General features: G+C 71.4%; 14 protein-coding genes. 6 read left to right on the top strand and 8 right to left on the bottom strand.

Annotated features, from left to right (window positions below):
• The first annotated feature begins 64 nt into the window (after positions 1-64).
• Together LMI96_RS12825 and LMI96_RS12820 are read left to right on the top strand one after the other, a co-directional pair.
• On the top strand, positions 65-2590 hold the full coding sequence (locus tag LMI96_RS12825; RefSeq protein WP_228361751.1) for an ATP-binding protein: 2526 nt from the start codon (positions 65-67) through the stop codon (positions 2588-2590).
• Positions 2587-3264: a response regulator gene (locus tag LMI96_RS12820; protein WP_223722620.1), complete on the top strand. Its 678-nt coding sequence runs from the start codon at positions 2587-2589 to the stop codon at positions 3262-3264. Before LMI96_RS12825 ends, LMI96_RS12820 begins: the two co-directional genes overlap by 4 nt.
• Before the next feature lie 79 nt (positions 3265-3343).
• Here the strand turns inward: LMI96_RS12820 and LMI96_RS12815 are convergent, their stop codons facing one another.
• Entirely contained in the window at positions 3344-3766 is a 423-nt protein-coding gene (locus LMI96_RS12815) for an organic hydroperoxide resistance protein (protein WP_223722621.1), read from the bottom strand.
• A gap of 33 nt (positions 3767-3799) precedes the next feature.
• Positions 3800-4270: a MarR family winged helix-turn-helix transcriptional regulator gene (locus tag LMI96_RS12810; protein WP_228361750.1), complete on the bottom strand. Its 471-nt coding sequence runs from the start codon at positions 4268-4270 to the stop codon at positions 3800-3802.
• A 125-nt stretch (positions 4271-4395) separates the two neighbouring features.
• Between LMI96_RS12810 and LMI96_RS12805 the strand changes: the two genes are divergently transcribed.
• Positions 4396-5265, top strand: coding sequence for a sulfurtransferase (locus LMI96_RS12805; protein ID WP_228361749.1), 870 nt, complete (start codon positions 4396-4398; stop codon positions 5263-5265).
• A gap of 83 nt (positions 5266-5348) precedes the next feature.
• On the opposite strand, the gene LMI96_RS12800 is transcribed toward LMI96_RS12805, so the two are convergent.
• From LMI96_RS12800 to LMI96_RS12775, 6 genes are all read right to left on the bottom strand, one after another.
• Complete coding sequence (locus LMI96_RS12800) at positions 5349-6749, bottom strand: NtaA/DmoA family FMN-dependent monooxygenase (RefSeq protein ID WP_228361748.1); 1401 nt, start codon at positions 6747-6749, stop codon at positions 5349-5351.
• Between the two features lie 13 nt (positions 6750-6762).
• Positions 6763-7956, bottom strand: coding sequence for a hypothetical protein (locus LMI96_RS12795; RefSeq protein WP_228361747.1), 1194 nt, complete (start codon positions 7954-7956; stop codon positions 6763-6765).
• Positions 7953-9143, bottom strand: a complete 1191-nt coding sequence (locus LMI96_RS12790) for an acyl-CoA dehydrogenase family protein (protein ID WP_228361746.1) — start codon at positions 9141-9143, stop codon at positions 7953-7955. Before LMI96_RS12790 ends, LMI96_RS12795 begins: the two co-directional genes overlap by 4 nt.
• On the bottom strand, positions 9143-9802 hold the full coding sequence (locus LMI96_RS12785; RefSeq protein ID WP_223722627.1) for a methionine ABC transporter permease: 660 nt from the start codon (positions 9800-9802) through the stop codon (positions 9143-9145). Before LMI96_RS12785 ends, LMI96_RS12790 begins: the two co-directional genes overlap by 1 nt.
• Positions 9799-10839, bottom strand: coding sequence for a methionine ABC transporter ATP-binding protein (locus LMI96_RS12780; protein WP_223722628.1), 1041 nt, complete (start codon positions 10837-10839; stop codon positions 9799-9801). The genes LMI96_RS12785 and LMI96_RS12780 overlap by 4 nt, the downstream gene beginning before the upstream one ends.
• 89 nt (positions 10840-10928) lie before the next feature.
• The gene (locus LMI96_RS12775) at positions 10929-11906 is read right to left on the bottom strand and encodes a MetQ/NlpA family ABC transporter substrate-binding protein (protein WP_223722629.1); all 978 of its coding nucleotides are present in this window, start codon (positions 11904-11906) and stop codon (positions 10929-10931) included.
• Between the two features lie 314 nt (positions 11907-12220).
• On the opposite strand from LMI96_RS12775, the gene LMI96_RS12770 reads away from it, so the two are divergent.
• The 3 genes from LMI96_RS12770 to LMI96_RS12760 all read left to right on the top strand — a co-directional run bounded on the left by LMI96_RS12770 (position 12221) and on the right by LMI96_RS12760 (position 16244).
• On the top strand, positions 12221-13237 hold the full coding sequence (locus LMI96_RS12770) for a pyridoxal-phosphate dependent enzyme (RefSeq protein ID WP_228361745.1): 1017 nt from the start codon (positions 12221-12223) through the stop codon (positions 13235-13237).
• Positions 13234-14391 (top strand): cystathionine gamma-synthase, encoded by a 1158-nt coding sequence (locus tag LMI96_RS12765; protein WP_223722631.1) that lies wholly within the window; start codon positions 13234-13236, stop codon positions 14389-14391. The genes LMI96_RS12770 and LMI96_RS12765 overlap by 4 nt, the downstream gene beginning before the upstream one ends.
• A gap of 119 nt (positions 14392-14510) precedes the next feature.
• Entirely contained in the window at positions 14511-16244 is a 1734-nt protein-coding gene (locus tag LMI96_RS12760) for a hypothetical protein (protein WP_228361744.1), read from the top strand.
• Positions 16245-16248 lie beyond the last annotated feature (4 nt).

The following is a 16248-nucleotide window of genomic DNA, read 5'->3' as shown; positions in this document are numbered from 1 at the left end:
GCGAGGCGGGGCGGGCGGAGCGCGCGGCGGAGGATACTCGGAGGGTGTGGCGAGGGATGCGCGGATGAAGCGCGGCAAGCTGCGGGTGCTGCTGGGTGCGGCCCCCGGCGTCGGCAAGACGTTCGAGATGCTGCAGGAGGGCCGTCGGCTCGCCCAGGACGGCCGCGATGTCGTCATCGCGATCGTCGAGACGCACGGTCGCGAGGCCACGGCGGCGCAGATCGAGGGGCTCGAGCAGGTGCCCCGCCGGATGGTGCAGCACCGGGGAGTCGAGCTCTCCGAGATGGATCTGGCGGCGGTGCTCGCCCGGCATCCCGACGTCGCGCTCGTCGACGAGCTCGCCCACACGAACGCCCCGGGATCGCGCAATGAGAAGCGATGGGCCGACGTCGAAGAGCTGCTGGACGCCGGCATCGACGTCATCACGACCGTGAACGTGCAGCACATCGAGTCGCTCGGCGACGTCGTCGAACGCATCACGGGCGCCCTGCAGCGCGAGACGGTTCCGGATGCCGTCGTGCGCCGGGCCGACCGGATCGAGGTCGTCGACCTCGCGCCGCAGTCGCTGCGCGACCGGCTCTCGGCCGGACAGGTCTACCCGGCGGAGCGCGTGGATGCGGCGCTGTCGAACTACTTCCGCCTCGGAAACCTCACGGCCCTCCGCGAGGTCGCGCTGCTGTGGCTGGCCGACGAGGTCGACAGTGCGCTGCAGAGCTACCGCGCCGAGCACGGCATCCGCGGCAGCTGGCAGGCGCGGGAGCGCGTCGTGGTGGCGCTGACGGGCGGCGCCGAGGGGGAGACTCTGCTGCGTCGCGGTGCACGGATCGCCGCCCGCTCGGCCGGCGGCGAACTGCTCGCCGTGCACGTGTCGAGTCAGGACGGCCTCCGCCGCGCCGACCCGGCGGCGCTCGCCGGGCAGCGGACGCTCGTGGAGACCCTCGGCGGCAGCTACCACCAGGTCGTCGGCGACGACGTGCCGGGGGCGCTCGTCGAGTTCGCGCGCTCGGTGAACGCCAGCCAGCTCGTCATCGGCGTCAGTCGGCGCAGCCGCCTCAGCGCGGCGCTCACCGGCCCGGGCATCGGGGCGACCGTGATCCGCGAGTCGGGCGACATCGACGTGCACATCGTCACGCACTCGGCCGCCGGCGGGCGGCTGCGGCTGCCCCGGATGCAGCGGGGCGCGCTGAGCGTCAAGCGCCGCATCCTGGGCTTCGCGGTGGCTCTCATCTTCGGCCCGCTGTTGTCGGTGCTGCTGTTCACGTTCCGCAGCGACGAATCGATCACCGCGGACGTGCTGTCGTACCAGCTGCTCGTGGTGGTGGTGGCGCTCGTCGGCGGCATCTGGCCGGCTCTCTTCGCCGCCGTCTTATCGGGCTTCACGCTCGACTTCCTCTTCGTGGCGCCGCAGTTCACGATCTCGATTCAGCATCCGCTGCACGCCCTCGCGCTCGCGCTGTACGTAGTGATCGCGATCCTCGTGAGCTACATCGTCGATCAGGCCGCACGCCGCACGCGACGGGCGGAGCGTGCGGCCGCCGAGTCGGAGCTTCTCGCGACGGTCGCCGGCTCCGTTCTTCGCGGCGAGAGCGCCGTGCCCGCGTTGGTGAGCCGCACGCGCGAGGCGTTCGGACTCGCCGGGGTGCGACTCGTCGCCGACGACGGGGCCGTGCTGGCGACCGACGGCGAGCCGGTGCGGGGCGATGCCTTCTCGGCGCTCCCGGTTGGCGGGACGGATGCCGAGCCGCGCGCGACGCTCGAATTGCACGGTGCGCTGCGGGATGCGGCGGCGCGGCGTCTGCTCGACGTGATCGTCGCGCAGCTCGCCGCGGCGATCGAGCACACCGACCTGAGCGAGACCGCCCGCGAGGCGGGGGCGCTCGCCGAGACCGATCAGGTGCGGAGCGCGCTGCTGTCGGCTGTGAGTCACGATCTGCGCCGCCCCCTGGCGGCGGCGGTCGCCGCGGTCGGCGGGCTCCGCGCGACGGGGGTGCAGCTCAGCGACGAGGACCGCGCCGAGCTGCTCGCCACCGCGGACGAGAGCCTCAGCACCCTCACGACGCTCGTGACCGACCTGCTCGACGTGAGTCGCGTGCAGGCGGGTGTGCTGGCGGTGTCGCTCGCCCCCGTGGACGCGGCGGACAGCGTGCTGGCGGCGCTCGACGAGCTGCGTCTGGGGCCGGCGGATGTGGAGCTGGCCCTGGACCCCGATCTTCCGGCGGTGAGGGCTGACGCCGTGCTCCTGCAGCGCGTACTCGTCAACGTGCTCGCCAACGCGCACCGGTACGCGCCGGCGGGCGAGCGGGTGCGCGTCGCCACGAGCCGGCTCGGCGCCGTCGCCGAACTCCGCGTCGTCGATCACGGGGTGGGGGTGCCGATCGAGCGGCGCGACGACATGTTCGCCCCGTTCCAGCGCACGGGCGACACCGACAACACGACCGGGCTCGGTCTCGGCCTCGCCCTCTCGCGCGGGTTCGTCGAGGGGATGGGCGGCACGCTCACCCCCGAGGACACCCCCGGCGGCGGACTCACGATGGTGATCTCGTTGCCGGTCGACGACACCGTGCCGGCACCCGCGAGGATGGGCGGATGAAGATCCTCGTGGCCGACGACGACCCGCAGCTCGTCCGCGCCCTGCGCATCACCCTCGCCGCGCACGGTTACGAGGTGGTCGCGGCCGTCGACGGACCGAGCGCGATCACGACCGCGGCGCAGACGCATCCGGACATCGTGCTGCTCGACCTCGGCATGCCCCGCCTCGACGGCGTGCAGGTGATCGAGGCCCTGCGCGGGTGGACGAGTGCCCCGATCATCGTCGTCTCGGGTCGCACCGGCTCGGCCGACAAGGTCGACGCGCTCGACGCGGGCGCCGACGACTACGTGACCAAGCCGTTCCAGATCGACGAGCTGCTCGCCCGTCTGCGCGCCCTCGGGCGGCGCGTGCCCGCCGCGGCCGGGGAGGCGGTGGTGCGCTTCGGCGAGGTGGAACTCGACCTGGCGGCGAAGACCGTCACCCGCGCCGGTGCTCCCGTGCACCTCACCCCGACGGAGTGGCGGATGCTGGAGTTCCTCGCGCGGCACCCCGGCGCCCTCGTCACGCGCCAGTCGCTGCTGAAGGAGATCTGGGCGAGCGAGCAGGTGTCGGATTCGGGTTATCTGCGGCTGTACATGTCGCAGTTGCGGAAGAAGCTCGAGGCCGATCCGGCGCATCCTGTGCACCTGTTGACCGAACAGGGGATGGGGTACCGGCTCGTCACCGACGCCTGAGCCCGACGCCTGAAGCGCACGCCGGAAACCGAAGAAGCGCCCCCGTAGCTCGGCTCCGGGGGCGCTTCCTGCGGGGAGGTCAGTCCTCGACGACGCGCACCGTGACCTCGATGTTGCCGCGGGTCGCGTTCGAGTACGGGCACACCTGGTGTGCGGCGTCGGCGAGGGCCTGGGCCTGCTCGTGCGGGAGGTCGGGGACGACGACCTCGAGCTCGACGGCCAGCTGGAATCCGCCTTCGCCGTTCGGGCCGATCTGCACGCGGGCGCCGACGCTCGTGTCGTGGATCTCGACCTTCTGCGCGCGAGCGACGGACTGGAATGCACTGTGGAAGCACGCGGCGTAGCCCGCGGCGAACAGCAGCTCGGGGTTGGCGGCGCCGCCCGCGCCACCCATCTCCTTCGGCACGCGCACGTCGAGGTCGAGGATCCCGTCGGAGGTCGCGACGTGGCCGTTGCGGCCGCCGCCCGTGGCGAGGGCTTCAGCGGTGTAGAGAGCTTCCATGGTGTTGTTCACCTTTCTTCGGGGGCGCCGAGTTCATCCGGCGGGGGTGGCCTGCACGCTCTCGGTGAGCGCGTGCAGGGAATTGATGAGGATGCGGGCGGAATCGAGCGAGAGGCCCATGCACGTGATCAGCTGGGCGGGCACCTCTGCCATCTCGCCGCGGAGCGCCTGCCCGCGGTCGGTGAGGGCGACGGTGACGATGCGCCGGTCGGTCTCGGTGCGGGAGCGCGTGACGATTCCGGCGTTCTCGAGGCGGGTGATCAGCGGCGAAAGGGTTCCCGAGTCGAGCCCGAGGTCGTCGCCGAGCGTACGGACCGACAGTGGCCCCCGCGTCCACAGCTGCCCCAGCACGAGGTACTGCGGGTAGGTGATGCCCCACGGCTCCAGGAGTCGTCGATACGCCTGGGTCGTCGCGCGGCTTGCGCTGTAGAGGGAGAAGCAGACCATCTCGTCGAGGATCAGGGCGCGGGATGCCGCATCCGGATGATCCGTGGCGAAGGTCATGCCAGAAGCATTGCACGCAATTCAATTGTGCACAACAGATCTGTGTGTGTCGGAGGATGACGGCCGGTGACGGCGTGTGACACGGTGCCCTCCCGAGGATGCCGCCCCCCGGGCAGGCTCGCATCATGGCCTTCGCGTTCCCCCCGACGCCGCTGATCGGCGTCGCCGATCTCGCCCGGGTGCGAGAGCAGCAGCCCGTCCGCATCCTCGACGTGCGCTGGCGCCTCGATCGTCCCGAGGGGCGGCCCGCGTACCTCGCCGGTCACCTCCCTGGCGCGGTCTACGTCGATCTCGAACAGGAGCTCACGCGCCCCGGGCACCCCGAGGAGGGGCGCCATCCGCTTCCGCACGTGGCGGATCTGCAGGAGGCGGCGCGGCGCTGGGGTGTGCGGGGCGGCGACGTGGTCGTCGCCTACGACGACAACGACGGGGTCGCGGCCGCCCGCGCGTGGTGGCTGCTCCGGCGCCGCGGTGTCGACATCCGGGTCCTCGACGGCGGGCTGCGCGCCTGGATCGAAGACGGCCAGCTGCTCGAGGGCGGTGACGTGCGTCCGCCCGCGGGTGACGTCGTGCTGGCCGACGATGACCCCGGCACCGCGACGATCGAGCAGACGGCGCGCGCGCCGCAGGAGGGCGTGCTGATCGACGCGCGTGCTCCGCTGCATTACCGCGGCGCCGCCCCGACCCCCGATCCGAGCGCCGGGCACATCCCCGGGGCGATCAACGTGCCGACCCTCGCGTACGTCGCGGCCGATGGCCGGCTGCGTCCGCCGGATGAGGTGCGGCGGACGCTGACGGATGCGGGTGCCGACCCCGACGCGCAGGTCGTCGTCTACTGCAGCTCCGGCATCGCGGCGGCGCACACGACGCTGGCCCTGGCGTCGGCCCGCATCGACGCCCGACTCTTCCCCGGGTCGTGGAGCCGCTGGTCGCGCTCGCGCGGGCGCCCGGTCGCGGTGGGCCCCACGCCCTGGGGCGAGGTCTTCGCCCGCTGAGTCCGCGCGGAGCCCGCAGCCGGCCGCCCGCGCGGCCGGGCGCCGGCACCCCGCGCCCGCGGCACCGCGCGCCCGCGCCGGCCTCAGACCGGGGCGGTGAAGCGGAGCGGCGGCAGCGGGCGGTCGAGGTTCGCGCCGTCGTGGTAGCGCCGGGCGACGTGGGTCTCCGGCAGAGTCGGTCCGCGACCGAACAGTCGCTCGCGCAGCGTCGCCGGTTCCGGATCCAGGATGCGGCCGCGCCGCCGCAGCTCCGGAACGACGAGCTCCGCGAAATCCCGGGCCGTGTCGAACGAGTGGTACTGGCGCAGGTTGATGCCGTCGATGCCGTCCTCATCCAGCCAGCGGCAGATCTCATCCGCCACGACCGTCGGTGTTCCCGCGACGAAGTACCGATCCTCCCGGCTCGCCCGGAATCCCTCGAGGGTTTCGGCGACCGTCGCATCCAGCGGCAGGCCGACCTTCTCCGGATCGAGCCCGGCGCGGATCGCGGCCTCGCGGACCGTGATCTCGCCCGGGAACGCGGGCAGGTCGAGGGGCACGCTCGCGTGGGCGAGGATGCCGTCGAGGCTCGTGCGTTCGCGGAACACCCGCCACTTCTCGGCGGCCTCCGCCTCGGTACGCCCGACGACCACGCCGGCCTGCACGATGAAGCGGATGTCGTCGGGGGAGCGCCCGTTCTCGGTCGCGGCGTTCCGCATCCGGTCGGCGTTCCGACGGAAGTCCTCGGCCGTTCGTCCGCCCGTGAAGACGACCTCGGCGTGCCGACCGGCGAACGCCGTTCCGGCGGGCGAGCCCGTGGCCTGGAACAGCACGGGTGTGCGCTGCGGGCTCGGCGCGCACAGGTGCGGTCCGGCGACCCGGAAGTTCTCGCCGACGTGGTTGATGTAGCGCACCTTTGCGGGGTCCGCGTAGATGGCGCCCTCACGGTCGACCCGGACGGCGTCGTCATCCCACGAGCCCTCCCACAGCTTGTAGACCACGTCGAGGAACTCGTCCGCGATCTCGTAGCGACGGTCGTGCGGGATCTGGTCGGCGAGGCCGAAGTTCCGGGCGGCGTTCGGCAGGTACGACGTGACGACGTTCCACCCGATGCGGCCGTCGGTGAGCTGGTCGAGCGTCGACATGCGGCGCGCGAAGGCGAACGGGGGCTCGTAGCTCGTCGAGAACGTCATCCCGAACCCGAGGCGTCGGGTCACGGCCGCCATCGCGGGCACGACGAGCATCGGATCGTTGGAGGGGATCTGCAGGCCCTCGCGGACGGCCGTCTCCGGACCGCCGCGGAACGTGTCGTAGGCGCCGACCACGTCGGCGAGGAAGACGCCGTCGAAACCGCCGTCCTCGAGGATCTCCGCGAGCTCGGTCCAGTACGAGAGCTCGCCGTAGCGGTGCCGGTTGTTGCCGGGCAGCGTCCACAGGCCGTGCGTGATGTGACTGACCGTGTTCATCTCGAACAGGTTCAGGATGAGCTTCTTGGGCTCGGTCATCGGTCTCCTTCGTTCATGCTTCGCCCACACTCCACCACGATGGCAGCGGTGCGCCGCCGATCAGGTGTTCGCCGAGGGCGCGCGCCTTGTACCGGGCCGGGTTGTGGGAGGCGAGCGTCCGGGCGTTCCGCCAGTGCCGGTCGAGGGCGCGGTCCACATCCAGTGCGCTCGCCCCGCCGACCTCGAACAGGCGGCTCGCGGCGTCCAGCACTGCCGGCAGGATCACGAGCTGCGCCGAGGTGGCGGCCCGGTCGGCCGCGGCGACCGCGGAGCGCGCCGCATCCGGATCCTCGCCCCGCAGTGCCGCGTGGGAGGCGTCGATCGCGTTCGCGGCCGCCGCGAGCGCGGAGTCGGCGGCGAACGACGCCGCTGCGAGGTCGCCGATCACCTCTTGCACGAGCGGGTCCTCGCGCGGCAGCGCCGCCGAGCCGTGACTGAAACCGCGGGTGCGGCTCCGCACGAACGCGGCTGCGTCATCGGCCACGGCGCGCCCGATGCCGGTGGCCGCCGCGAGCAGCACGAGCTGCACGAACGCGCCCGCGTGGCTCAGGGTGTCGCCGCCGCGCGGGGTGACGTCGTCGCCTGCGACGCGGACGTTCTGGAACACCGTGCTGCCGCTGCCCGTCATCCGCTGCCCGAACCCGGCCCAGTCGTCGATGCGCTCGAGTCCGTCCGCATCCGTGCGCACGAGCACTCCCACCTGACCGCCGTCGTGCTCGGCGAGCACCGAGACGACGTCGGCGAAGAGCGTGCCCGTGCTGTAGAACTTGCGTCCGTCCAGGCGCAGGCCGTGCTCATCGCGGGTGAGGGTCGTGGCGACGTGACCGACCGCCGCCGGGCCGCGTTCGAAGGTCGCGTTGCCGTGGATCAGCCCCTCGGCCGCGAGGGCGAGGTGCCGGTCGCGGCGCGGATCGGGCGGGGCGAGCAGGGCGCGGTCGATGAACGAGAAGTGCGAACGCAGGAGCTGGGCGAGATTCGGGTCGCGCCGGCCGAGTTCCGCGAGCAGTTCGAACAGGTCGGATGCGGTGGCCCCCTCGCCGCCGAGTTCCGTCGGCAGCGTCACCCGGGTGAAGCCCGCGCCCCGCAGGGCCTCCACCTCCGCGAACGGCAGCCGTCGCTCGCGTTCGCGCGCGACCGCATCCGCGCCGACCTCATCGAACACCGGGGCGTAGCGGGCGACCAGCGCCGCGGTGCGCGTGCCGGTCACGCCGTCGTCCCGACGGCGACCGGCGCCGCCGGGGGTGCCCACTCGGGTGCCGTGCCGTCGAGCTCGAACCGCCCGACCGCGCGCACGCGCTGGGCGACGGGGTTGTGCGAGGCGATCGTGCGCACGTTCCGCCAGTGCCGGTCGAGTCCGAGTTGACGGGCGGTCGCGCTGGCGCCGCCCACCTCGAACAGCTGTGTGGTCGCGGCGAGCACGAGCTCGGGGATCGTGTGCTGCGCGCGGTAGACCTCGAGCTCGAGGCGGGCGAGGTCGGCGCCGTCGCCCGCGCGGGCCGCCTGCGCGGCGGGCTCGAGGTCGGCGGCGAGGCTCAGCACCAGGCGGCGGGCGGCGGATGCGGCGGCGCTCACCTCGCCCAGCGTCAGCTGCACGAGCGGGTCTTCCGCGGGGCGCGTCTCGCCCGCGAAGCCGAAGGTGCGCCGGCGCGGCCGAACGAAGTCGGCCGTGTCCGAGACGGCCCGCTGGGCGATGCCGGCGATGACGGCCAGGAGGCTCAGCTGATAGATCGACCCGATGTAGCGGTGACGGTCGATTCCGGGGTCGCCGTCTCCGGCGACATCGTCGGGCGCGACGGCGACGTCTTGGAAGATCGTCGTGCCGGACCCGGTGAGAAGCTGCCCGAAGCCGTCCCAGTCGTCGACGATCCGCACGCCCGGGGCCCGCGCGGGGACCGTCAGGGAGAGGCGGCGATCCTCGTCGTCGAGCGCAGCGACGTGGATCCAGTCCGCGTAGATCGAACCGGTCGTGTAGTGCTTGGTGCCGCTCACCGTCAGCCCGGAGTCCGTCCGGTGCAGCCGCGTGGTGAGCGCCGCCGTCTCGCGCTGCTCGGAGAAGGCGTTGCCGACGATGTCGCCGGCCGCGAGGCGGGGCAGCCAGCGCGCGGCCGCATCCGTCTCCAGTCCGTCCCAGTGCAGGCCCTCGACGAACGCGATGTGCCCGCGCCAGATGTGCGCGAGGTTCGAATCCGTCTCGGCGAGGGCGATGACGCGCGCGAACAGCGCGGGAAGACTCGCCCCGGCCCCGCCGAGCGCCGTCGGCAGGCGGAACGCGCCGAAGCGGAGCTTCCGGAGCTGTTCGACGGGGGTGAAGAGCAGCTCGCGTTCGCGTTCGCGTTCGGAGGCGCCCGCGCGCCAGGTCGTCAGCAGCGTCGTCCAGTCGTCGTCGAGAGTCATCAGTGCATCACCTTCCGAGATACCCAGTTGCCGAGAAGCTGCGCGAACTGCACCAGCACGATGAGGATCAGCACGATGATCCCGATGACGAGCCAGTCGAAGCGCTGATAGCCGTACTTCATGGCGAGGTCGCCGAGGCCGCCGCCACCGAGCACGCCGGCCACCGCCGTCGCATCGACGAGCGCCACGAGGATGTAGGTCAGGCCGAGGGTCAGCGGCCCGAGCGACTCCGGCACGACGATCGTGAACAGCACGCGCGCCGGTCGCGCGCCCATGGCCGCGCCCGCCTCGATCGCTCCCGGGTCGACCGCGACGAGGTTCGACTCCGCGATGCGGGCGATGGCGACGGAGGCGACCAGGGTCAGCGGCACGATTGCGGCCTGCGGACCGATGCTCGTGCCGATGAGAAGGCGGGTGAACGGGATGAGCGAGACGGCGACGATGAGGAACGGGATCGGTCGCACGATGTTGATGATCAGGTTGAGCCCGCCGAACACCCCGCGGTTCTGCAGCAGGTTGCCGGGCCGCGTCGCGTAGAGCAGCAGACCGAGGAGGAGCCCGATGACCGTAGCGAGCACGAACGAGACGCTCACCATCAGCAGGGTCTCGAACAGTGCCTTGTTGATGCGGGGGAGAAGGGCGTCGAGGTAGTCGTTCATGCGGCGGCTCCATCCGCGAGTTCTGTCACGAGCGACCCCTGGCGGAGGTCGGCGATCGCGCGATCGATGTTCTGCTCGGCGCCGAGGAGTTCCACCGTGAGGCTGCCGAACAGGCGGGACTGCAGCTCGTCGACCCCGCCGTAGACGACGTTCACGTCGACATCGTGCGTGCGCGCGATGCGCGAGAGGAACGGGTCGTTCGACTCGCGGTTCTCGACGTGCAACTGCACGAGGCGGCCGGTGTGCACGGCGCGGATGCGGCGGATCGTGTCGGCCGAGGGCAGGTGGTGCAGCACCGACGCGACGAAGCGCTGCGAGGTCGGATGCTGCGGGTGGGCGAACACGTCGTAGACGCTGCCGTGTTCGACGACCTCGCCGTTCTGCATGACGGCGACCTTGTTGCAGACCTCGCGGATGACGTCCATCTCGTGCGTGACGACCAGGATCGTGATGCCGTATTCGGTGTGGATGCGGCGCAGCAGCTCGAGTACTTCGCTCGTGGTCTGCGGATCGAGGGCGCTCGTGGCCTCGTCGCTGATGAGCACGTCCGGGCGGTTCGCGAGTGCCCGGGCGATGCCGACCCGCTGCTTCTGTCCTCCGGAGAGCTGCGAGGGGTACTGCAGCGCCTTGTCGGTCAGGCCGACGAAGTCGAGCAGTTCCTCGACGCGGTCGAGTGTGTCGGACTCGGAGACGCCCGCGAGACGCAGCGGGTACGCGATGTTCTTGTACACGGTGCGCGAACGAAGCAGGTTGAACTGCTGGAAGATCATGCCGATGTTCTGGCGTGCGCGGGAGAGCGCGGCGCCGGTGAGGTCGGAGACGACCTGATCGCCGACGATCACGCGCCCGCTCGTGGGCCGCTCGAGGGCGTTGACCGTGCGGAGCAGCGTGGATTTGCCGGCACCGGAGTACCCGACGATGCCGTAGATGTCGCCGGGATCGATGTCGAGCGACACGTTCTTCAGCGCCGTGAACGAGGTGCGTTTGGCGGTGGTGAAGGTCTTCGTGACGTTCTCGAAGCGGATGGCGGTGCTCATGGTCCTCCTCGGACACACGCTGACTTGCCTTGAATGCACGGGCGACACATCGTGTCGCGTGCATTCAAGGCAAGTGAGGCGGGGACGGGTCAGCCGTTCGAGGCTGCGGACTTCTCGAGCTCTGCGAGCTTGTCGCGGAGCGTCTCAACCGGAACCTGCACAAGCACGGTCGCGCCCTTGTCCTCGGTCTCGAGCGCCTCGGCGGCGCGCGGGTCGGCGTAGGCCTCCTCGAGGATCTTCCAGGCCGGGTCGTCCGCGTTGTCGGCGCGGCTCGCGATCACGTTCGTGTACGGCAGGTTCTTCTCATCGAGCGAGTCGTCGAGGTAGAGCGCGTCGTCGGCGGTGATGTTCTGCGACGGGTCGAAGTACGACAGCCCCACGACGACGGCCGACAGGCTCGGGTCGTCGAACTGCTGCGGGATGGTGGTGGCGGCGATCGGCACGAACTCCAGGTTCTGCGGGTTCGCAGTGATGTCGTCGACGGTCGGGAAGTCGCCCGCATCCGAGGACAGCTCGATGAGACCCGCCGCGGCGAGGATGCCGAGTGCGCGTCCGCCGTTGGAGGGGTCGTCGGGGATGGCGATGCGTCCGCCATCCGGGATCTCGTCGGTGCCGCCGAGGGTGGCGGAGAAGATGCCCCACTGCGTGATGACGGTGGAGAAGACGGGCGTCAGGTCTTCGCCGTTCTGCGCGTTGAAGTTCGAGAGGTACAGGATGTGCTGGAAGGCGTTGCCATCGACCGTGCCGGCGGCGAGTTCGGTGTTCGGCAGCACCCAGTCATCGACGTTGACCCACTCGACGTCCAGTCCCTTCTCGGCGGCGATGTCACCGATCGCGCTCTGGAAGTCGGTGTCTTCGGAGGTCGCGATGCGCAGCGTCAGGCGCTCGTCGCCCGCGGCGGCGCTGGTCGGGGAGTTCGTGAGCGTGTTGACGATCACGACGACTCCGACGACGAGCGCGACGGCGACGACGGCGCCGATTCCGATGAAGATGTTGCGGCGTCGGGTGCGGGCGGAGCCGACCGACGACCGGAGGTCGCTCTGGGCTGCGGGGTCCTTGTCGGACATGGTGTTTCCTCTCGGGTACGGGAGCAGGTGCAAAGTGCATCGTGGCGAGCCGATCGGGTCGCTTCCCCCATTGCGCCAGGGAGGCCGATCGGAGTCGAATCGTGCCGTCACGAAACGTTGCGCGTCGTCACGCGGGGTCATCTGCGGCCGATCGGCGGCGCCCGCGCGGTCGGTTCTCGGTGGTAGGGTCGTGGCGTGCTGTCCTGTCGCTGTTGTCGCTGAGTGATCCCGCGCGTTCTCGCGCGCACTCTTCTCGACTTCCGACAGCCGCCGCGATGGGATAGCCCCGCGGCCCCCGAAACAGGACACCCACCATGCGTTACGCCCAGAGCGTCGTCGACCTCGTCGGCAATACCCCCCTCGTCCGCCTCACCCACGTCACGGGCGACATCGCCGCGACCGTGCTGGCGAAGGTCGAGTACTTCAACCCCGGCGGTTCCGCCAAGGACCGCATCGCGAGCCGCATCATCGACGCGGCCGAGCGCGACGGGCTGCTGCGTCCGGGCGGCACGATCGTCGAACCGACCAGCGGCAACACCGGCGTCGGACTCGCGCTCGTCGCGCAGCAGCGCGGATACCGGATGGTGTTCGTCGTGCCCGACAAGTTCGCGGGCGAGAAGGTCGCCGTGCTGAAGGCCTACGGAGCCGAGGTCGTGGAGACGTCGACCTCCGTGCCGCCGGAGGACCCGCGTTCGTACTACTCGGTCTCGGACCGCCTTGCGCGCGAGATCCCCGGGGCCTTCAAGCCGAACCAGTTCGCGAACCCGAACGGCCCGCGCAGCCACTACGAGACCACGGGCCCCGAGATCTGGCGCGACACCGACGGTGAGATCACGCACTACGTCGCGGGCATCGGCACGGGCGGCACGATCAGCGGCACCGGGCGGTACCTGAAAGAGGTCTCGCACGGTGCGGTACGCGTCATCGGCGCCGACCCGATCGGCTCGATCTACGCCGGTGGCGAGGTGCACGGATACGACGTCGAGGGGGTGGGGGAGGACTTCTACCCCGACACGTTCGACCCCGCGGTCGTCGATGAGTACCTGTCGATCTCGGATGCGGATGCGTTCGCCATGACCCGGCGGCTCGCCCGGGAAGAGGGGCTCCTGGTCGGCGGATCGAGCGGCATGGCGGTCGTCGCGGCGCTCCGCGCCGCCCGTGACCTGCCGGCCGAGGCGGTCGTGGTGGTCGTGCTTCCGGACTCCGGTCGCGGCTACATCCGCAAGATCTTCGATGACGACTGGATGCGCGACCACGGCTACGAGGTCGACGCCCCCGCGCCCGCCACCGACCACGCTGAGTCCGCCTCGAACGAAGGAGTAGAACGATGACCGAGAACGCCGCACGCGGATTCGCGAGCCTCGCCGTGCACGCCGGACAGGAGTTCGACCCGACCACGGGCGCGGTGATCCCCCCGATCCACATGTCGTCGACCTACGCCCAAGACGGTATCGGGGGCCTCCGCGGCGGGTACGAGTACGGCCGCAGCGGCAACCCGACGCGCACGGCGCTCGAAACGCAGCTCGCGGCGATCGAGGGCGCCGCGCACGGCATCTCGTTCTCCTCCGGCCTCGCCGCCGAGGACGCGCTGCTGCGCGCTGTACTGAAGCCGGGCGACGAAGTGCTGCTCGGCAGCGACGTCTACGGCGGCACCTACCGTCTGATCGCCCGCCTCCTCGCCCCGTGGGGGGTGGGCCTGCGCATCGTCGACATGAGCGACCTCGCCGCCGTCGAGCACGCGCTGAACGAGCGTCCCGCCCGCATCCTGTGGGTGGAGACCCCCTCGAACCCGCTGCTGAAGATCAGCGACATCGCCGGGCTCGCCCGGCTCGGCCGTGCCGCCGGGGCGCTCGTCGTCGTCGACAACACGTTCGCCTCTCCCGCTCTCCAGCAGCCGCTCGCCCTCGGCGCAGATGTCGTCGTCCATTCGACGACCAAGTACCTCGGCGGTCACTCCGACGTCGTCGGCGGTGCGATCGTCACGAACGATGACGCCCTCGCCGAGCAGGTGAAGTTCCTGCAGTTCGCGGCCGGCGCCGTCTCCGGACCGTTCGATGCCTGGCTGACGACACGCGGCATCAAGACTCTCGCCATCCGGATGCGACAGCACAGCGCGAACGCGGATGCGGTCGCGCGTTTCCTCGCGGCCGACAGTCGGGTCGCCCGCGTCTACTACCCGGGACTCGAGTCCCACCCCGGGCACGAGATCGCGGCGCGTCAGATGAGCGGATTCGGCGGCATCGTGTCGCTCGAACTCGCCGACGGCCCGGCCGCGCGCACGTTCGCCGAGAGCACGCGTCTGTTCACGCTCGCGGAGTCCCTGGGCGGCGTCGAGTCGCTCGTGAACTACCCCGACGAGATGACGCACGCCTCCGTTCGAGGCACCGAGCTCGCGGTTCCCGTCGAGCTCGTGCGGCTGTCGGTGGGCATCGAGGATGCCGACGATCTGATCGCCGATCTGGACGCCGCGCTCGGGGCACTCTGAGTCGTATCTCGCGGGCATCCGGCACCTGCCGTTAGAATCCCCCTGAGGCCGCGCCCGAACGCGGCTCAGGGAGCACCAATGTCAGTTGCGCGGGTGGTCATCGCCGCGCCCGCGATCGCGTGAGTCGATCGACGGGCAGGTTCGCTCCGCGCGGACGGCGCCCGGGCCAGATCCTCCGCTCGGCCGTCGACGTGTGGTGGGCGACCCTCAGCAGCGGACGATTCTTCACGTGGTGGTCGGCGGCGGTGTCGCTCGTCGTCAGCGTCACGATCCTGGGCGCGTACTCGGGGATCGACCTGGCGCGCGAGTACGTGCCGGCCCTGGGTATCTCGGTGCTGTCGTGGTCGCTGCTGGTGCTCGGCATGCTGCCGATCGCGTACGAGGAACGGCGGATGCGGACACCGCTCGCCCGGGGGCTGCTGGTGCTGAGCGCGATCGTCGTGGTCAGCGGCATCCGTCCGCTGCTCAACGATGCGCTCGCGCTGCTGCTCTTGCCTGATCCGACCGTGGGCGGCTGGCCGCAGCGGATCGCGACGAACCTGCTCGTCTGGATGCTGCTGCTGTCGCTGGTCGCGGTCGCCACGGTCGGATACTCCACGACCGAAGCCGTGAACCAGCGGCTGCGGCGTGCGTTGGCGGCGCTCGCCGTCGCCGACCGCCGCGCCGACGCCTTCGCCCGCGAGTCCCGGGTGGCGTTGGCTGATCGCATCGGTCTGATCCGTCTCGAGCTCGCAGCGCTCACGGCCGATGCTCCCGGCTTCGACGACGTCCGGCGCTTCTCGGAGGTGGTTCGGGCGGCGAGCCACGACCTGGAGGATCGCGCCGGGATCGAGCTGGCCGAGCTGCGGGTCGACACCGCACCGGCCCCCGCCGCGCCTCGGGCGCACCGACCGTTCCTCACGCGCCTGCGCCCGCCGCCGACCCTGTCCGTGCCGATCGCCTACCTGATGTGCAGCCTGCCCTACATGCTCCAGGTCGCGCCCTGGTACCTGATCCTGATCGCGGCGGTGCTGGCGATCGCACTCGGCCGGGTCGCGGACGTCGTCAGCCGGCGCCCCGTGCGTCGGTCCGCGCAGACGCGAGGCGCGGTGCTGCTGGCGGCATGGCTCGTCGTCGGCGTCGCGATCACCGCGGCCGGACTGTGGCTGCTGCCCGCAGCCGGCGTCACCGCCCTCGTTCCGCTGATCGCGTTTCCCGGGGTCGCGGTGGTCGCCGCGCTCTGCACGGACGCCGTGCACCGCTCACGGGTGCGGTCGCGCCTGCTCACCCGGGCGCTCGCCGATGAGGCGGTCTCGCTCACGGCGCGCACCACGCGCACGCGGGAGATGCTGCGAACCGCGGCAGGCGAACTGCACGGGTCCGTGCAGGGGCGCTGCGTCGTCTTCGCGGCCGCGCTCGAAGATGCCGCGGCCACACCTGCCGAGGCCGCGGACTTCCGCATCCGGATCGAGGCCGCACTGGATGCGGTGCTCGCGCCCGCGGTCGACAGCCAGCCCGGTGTCGACGAGATCGGCGACATGATCGCCGCGTGGTCGCACGTGCTCGAGATCCGCGCGGAGCTCGACCCGGAAGCGGTGGAGGCGTTATCGACGAACCGCGGCGTTTCCCAGCGGGTGGCGGCGGTGGCGAGCGAGGGCTTCGTCAATGCGGTCAAGCACGCGGGGGCGCGTCACGCGGCGCTGTCGGTGCGCGCGGGCACCGTCGATGACCGGCCCGTCCTGCAGGTCGAGGTCGTCTCTCGCGGGGTGCTCGCCCCCGGAATCGGGCCGCTGGGGCGGGGCGTCCGGCACGTCGGCGGCGAGGTGTCGCAGCGCGGCGATTCGGTCGTGCTGGCCGCGACGGTCGCTCTCTGACGCG

It is taken from the genome of Microbacterium sp. cx-59 (assembly GCF_020805625.1).
Taxonomy (GTDB): Bacteria; Actinomycetota; Actinomycetes; order Actinomycetales; family Microbacteriaceae; genus Microbacterium.
Note: the sequence above shows the minus strand (reverse complement) of the source record. Positions and strands in the feature narration are given on the sequence as shown.

Bases quoted from the DNA above. Each gene is read 5' to 3' on its own strand.
- LMI96_RS12775 (WP_223722629.1), bottom strand. From the start codon at position 11,906: ATGTCCGACAAGGACCCCGCAGCCCAGAGCGACCTCCGGTCGTCGGTC.
- LMI96_RS12820 (WP_223722620.1), top strand. From the start codon at position 2,587: ATGAAGATCCTCGTGGCCGACGACGACCCGCAGCTCGTCCGCGCCCTG.
- LMI96_RS12790 (WP_228361746.1), bottom strand. From the start codon at position 9,143: ATGACTCTCGACGACGACTGGACGACGCTGCTGACGACCTGGCGCGCG.
- LMI96_RS12805 (WP_228361749.1), top strand. From the start codon at position 4,396: ATGGCCTTCGCGTTCCCCCCGACGCCGCTGATCGGCGTCGCCGATCTC.
- LMI96_RS12825 (WP_228361751.1), top strand. From the start codon at position 65: ATGAAGCGCGGCAAGCTGCGGGTGCTGCTGGGTGCGGCCCCCGGCGTC.
- LMI96_RS12815 (WP_223722621.1), bottom strand. From the start codon at position 3,766: ATGGAAGCTCTCTACACCGCTGAAGCCCTCGCCACGGGCGGCGGCCGC.
- LMI96_RS12785 (WP_223722627.1), bottom strand. From the start codon at position 9,802: ATGAACGACTACCTCGACGCCCTTCTCCCCCGCATCAACAAGGCACTG.
- LMI96_RS12780 (WP_223722628.1), bottom strand. From the start codon at position 10,839: ATGAGCACCGCCATCCGCTTCGAGAACGTCACGAAGACCTTCACCACC.
- LMI96_RS12810 (WP_228361750.1), bottom strand. From the start codon at position 4,270: ATGACCTTCGCCACGGATCATCCGGATGCGGCATCCCGCGCCCTGATC.
- LMI96_RS12765 (WP_223722631.1), top strand. From the start codon at position 13,234: ATGACCGAGAACGCCGCACGCGGATTCGCGAGCCTCGCCGTGCACGCC.
- LMI96_RS12800 (WP_228361748.1), bottom strand. From the start codon at position 6,749: ATGACCGAGCCCAAGAAGCTCATCCTGAACCTGTTCGAGATGAACACG.
- LMI96_RS12770 (WP_228361745.1), top strand. From the start codon at position 12,221: ATGCGTTACGCCCAGAGCGTCGTCGACCTCGTCGGCAATACCCCCCTC.